Origin of the sequence: Moorena sp. SIO4E2, assembly GCF_010671945.1 — a bacterium.
GTDB lineage: Bacteria > Cyanobacteriota > Cyanobacteriia > Cyanobacteriales > Coleofasciculaceae > Moorena > Moorena producens.
Genome location: NZ_JAAHIE010000691.1, coordinates 1 through 3303 on the forward strand (window position 1 = coordinate 1; position 3303 = coordinate 3303).

Below are 3303 nucleotides of genomic sequence, written 5' to 3' on the forward strand. Positions count from 1 at the left end.
TTGGCTTGTCGTAAAAACTGAGTGGGATTAGGAGTATAAATCAAGTCATAAGCGATCGCATTTTCCGGCAACCTGGCCATAGCTAGCTGATCAACAGGAGACTGCTCGATGTTGGGATACATTCCCACCGGAGTAGCATTCACCAACAAATTGGCTTGGCCTATAAGTTCCGGTAGTTGTTCCCAAGCATGAGTATGAATAGTAATAGCAAGGTCAGAATTAATCCAGCTTTCCTTAAATTGACCTAACTTGTCCTGATTGCGACCAACCACATGAATCTCAGTACAACCGAGTTCAGCACAACCGACTACTACAGCTCGTGCGGCACCACCACACCCCAAAATGACTACAGTAGTTTGAGTCCAATCCCGGTCATACCCTTGCAACGGGGTGATAAATCCTTCGATATCCGTATTCGTACCAATCCAACCGTGATCGTTGCGATACACAGTATTCACTGCTCCCACCCCTTGAGCCACTGTTGAAATTTCCGACAACAAGGGGATGATAGTCTGTTTGTGGGGAATAGTGATACTGAAGCCCACTAGACCAATCGCCTCAAAACCAGCGATCGCATTTTTCAAATCTGCTGATTTTACCGGTAAAGGTAGGTAGACATAATCCACACCCAAGGATGCGATCGCTTGGTTATGCATCAGTGGTGATAAAGAATGTTCCACTGGATCACCAATCACACCCAATAACTTTGTTGTTCCTGTTATTTGCACCATCACCCTACTTCAAGCACATATAGCGCTACGCGCAATGGCATTGGCAAGAGGCAAGAGGCAAAAGTTAACTGCGACAGCTTTTGCTGCTTGTATCAATGTCAAACACCTTAATGCGTAGTGCTATAACTTTGAATTGTAAGCCTGAAATAGTTCATAATTACTAGATTGCTCAATTCTTAACTATTTCTTATTTCTTATTAAGATTGCTGCCTTCGCTTGACAATTCGTTGACAATTCACCATCAACCGTCCACAATACTTACCCCAAACCGCACATTTGAATGAACTCTGATTTTTCTCATGGTGGCTAAAATAGATCATATCGAGCCAATTATAGTGCCAATTATAATACCAATTAACTAGGCAGCAACGGCATGAACCCAACTGGTATTCAAAAGAGTGGAGCCATGAATTCAATCATTTGTATGATATGTGAGCAAATCAATCCCAGTCGGGCAAGTTTTTGCTCTCGTTGTGGTGCCTCTCTACCTCCTCCCAGTAGCAGTCCCCTAGAGACTAATCTAGATAATACTAATAATGACAATACATTAGACAATACATTAGACAATACTAATAATGACAATACATTACAGACTGGAAGCCGATTACGCGATCGCTACATAATTCAACGTACCTTAGGACAAGGGGGATTTGGCAAAACCTACCTCGCCAAAGACACTGGACGCTTTAATGAACTAGTAACCCTAAAAGAGCTGACTCCAAGAAACCAGGGCACCCATACCCTAGAAAAAGCGGAAGAACTATTTCAACGGGAAGCAACCATGCTGCACAAGCTTTCATCCCCCCAAATTCCGAGATTCTGGGAATTTTTTCGCCATGGCAAACGGTTGTTTCTCGTCCAAGACTACATTGAAGGAAAAACCTATCAAACTTTACTCGAAGAACGAGTAAGCAAAGGGGAACGCTTCAGCGAAACCGAAATTATCCAACTGTTTCAGCAATTGCTCCCGGTCTTAAGCTACCTACACCAATTAGGAATAATTCACCGGGATATTGCTCCAGACAATATTATCCGTCGTGCTTCCGATGGAGTACCAGTATTAATTGACTTGGGTGGTGTCAAACAAATTGCCCTAGAAGTCAATACTCCCGTAACCAGAGGTGCGACCCGTGGCGAATTTAATTCGCCAAGGTCAAGCGCACCTGGGCAAAACTCTGCCATCTATGCTGGTGGGACTTGTTTAGGTAAAGTTGGCTATGCACCTGATGAACAGCTACGCCTAGGGATTGCTGCTCCCCATAGTGACCTGTATGCTTTGGGAGTGACATCACTAGTACTGATGACTGGTAAACAGCCCCAGGAACTGGTTGACCCTTATACCCTGAGCTGGCGAACTGAAGAAGAAGTAACCCTATCTCCAGAGTTTAATAGTATCCTATCTCGTTTGCTGGCATCCCAACCCTCTGAGCGATTCCAATCTGCTCAAGAGGTTCTAGACCTGATCCGAACTGATGATTCTGATGATTCTAAGGTTAGACAAACAGAAATAAAGGGTAATGTAGCTGTAACTCCCCAGTCTAAATCGTACCCTCCACCGACTCCCATCAATAATTCCGGTTGCAAGCAAGTGTTTGACGAATCTGTTCTAGTGCCAGCAGAGATTCAAGGCTGGAACTGGGGTGCCTTTTGTCTACCAGGTTTGTGGTGTGTCACCAATCAAGTTTGGATTGGACTGATTGCCTGGACCGATCTATCCTTAGTGACTGGATTTCTTGCTTGGCCAGTGATGGGGATTATTTTGGGCATCAAGGGTAATGAGTGGGCATGGAAAAGCCGCCGTTGGAAGAGTATCAAAGCCTTTAAGCGCCATCAACGGGGTTGGGCGATCACATCCTTCGTCATTATTGGTATCATAGTTACCCTACTATTTTTGTTATTATTAGTATTCTTTATTGGGGTAACCTCCCTAGTGCCGTGGTGAATCACCGATTGCTCAACTGTAGCATCCGTGTGTTTATTGCGTTCCATGCTAGTTCCAGGTTAAGCCCAGGGGCATTGCTATCACTACTTAAAGGAGAAGAAAAATGACTAGCTTTCCTGCCTGGACTCAAATAATTATCACCATGTCCGAATCACAAGTTTTTTACACAGAAGAAGTAACAGGCTATGACAGCATCAGCTTGGTTTTACCTGGAAAGCCCTTCGATCTAAGCCTTTCCTTAGACACCTATGAAGACGCGATCGAGATAATTTTTGAAATTTATCCAGACCAAAATGCTTACCGATTAAATATGCGGAACAAGCAGGAAGGAGTAGACCTCCAACAGAAAAGTACTGAAGAAAATTTAGATTTAACTGGATTAGACGCACGCCCAATTGGAACCTACAGTGAATTTTGCCGACATTTAGAAGAATTGTATGGAGTAGCTCAAGAAGTAGGTTGGTAATCGTAAGCTATCAGCTATTAGCTATTAGCTATCAGCTATCAGCTATCAGCTATCAGTTATCAGCTTATGCGCTACAGATGGTGCTACTTGAGGTGCTATCAGCTTTTGAATAAAGAGGTAAGCATTCGTTAATGTCACAGGCTTCTAGCCTGTGACATTAACGA

At 43.6% G+C, this 3303-nt stretch carries 3 protein-coding genes; 2 read left to right on the top strand and 1 reads right to left on the bottom strand.

Annotation, left to right across the window (positions count from 1 at the left end; all coding sequences use genetic code 11):
- Positions 1-731 (bottom strand): shikimate dehydrogenase (locus F6K37_RS35460; RefSeq protein ID WP_287255560.1); only part of this gene is annotated, 731 nt, incomplete at its 3' end.
- 406 nt (positions 732-1137) lie between these two features.
- Between F6K37_RS35460 and F6K37_RS35465 the strand changes: the two genes are divergently transcribed.
- Positions 1138-2673, top strand: a complete 1536-nt coding sequence (locus tag F6K37_RS35465; RefSeq protein ID WP_083374231.1) for a serine/threonine-protein kinase — start codon at positions 1138-1140, stop codon at positions 2671-2673.
- A gap of 103 nt (positions 2674-2776) precedes the next feature.
- Entirely contained in the window at positions 2777-3139 is a 363-nt protein-coding gene (locus tag F6K37_RS35470; RefSeq protein WP_071107058.1) for a hypothetical protein, read from the top strand.
- Positions 3140-3303 lie beyond the last annotated feature (164 nt).

Excerpts from the sequence above, each read along its gene's own strand:
- F6K37_RS35465 (WP_083374231.1), top strand. The coding sequence starts at position 1,138 with ATGAATTCAATCATTTGTATGATATGTGAGCAAATCAATCCCAGTCGG.
- F6K37_RS35470 (WP_071107058.1), top strand. The coding sequence starts at position 2,777 with ATGACTAGCTTTCCTGCCTGGACTCAAATAATTATCACCATGTCCGAA.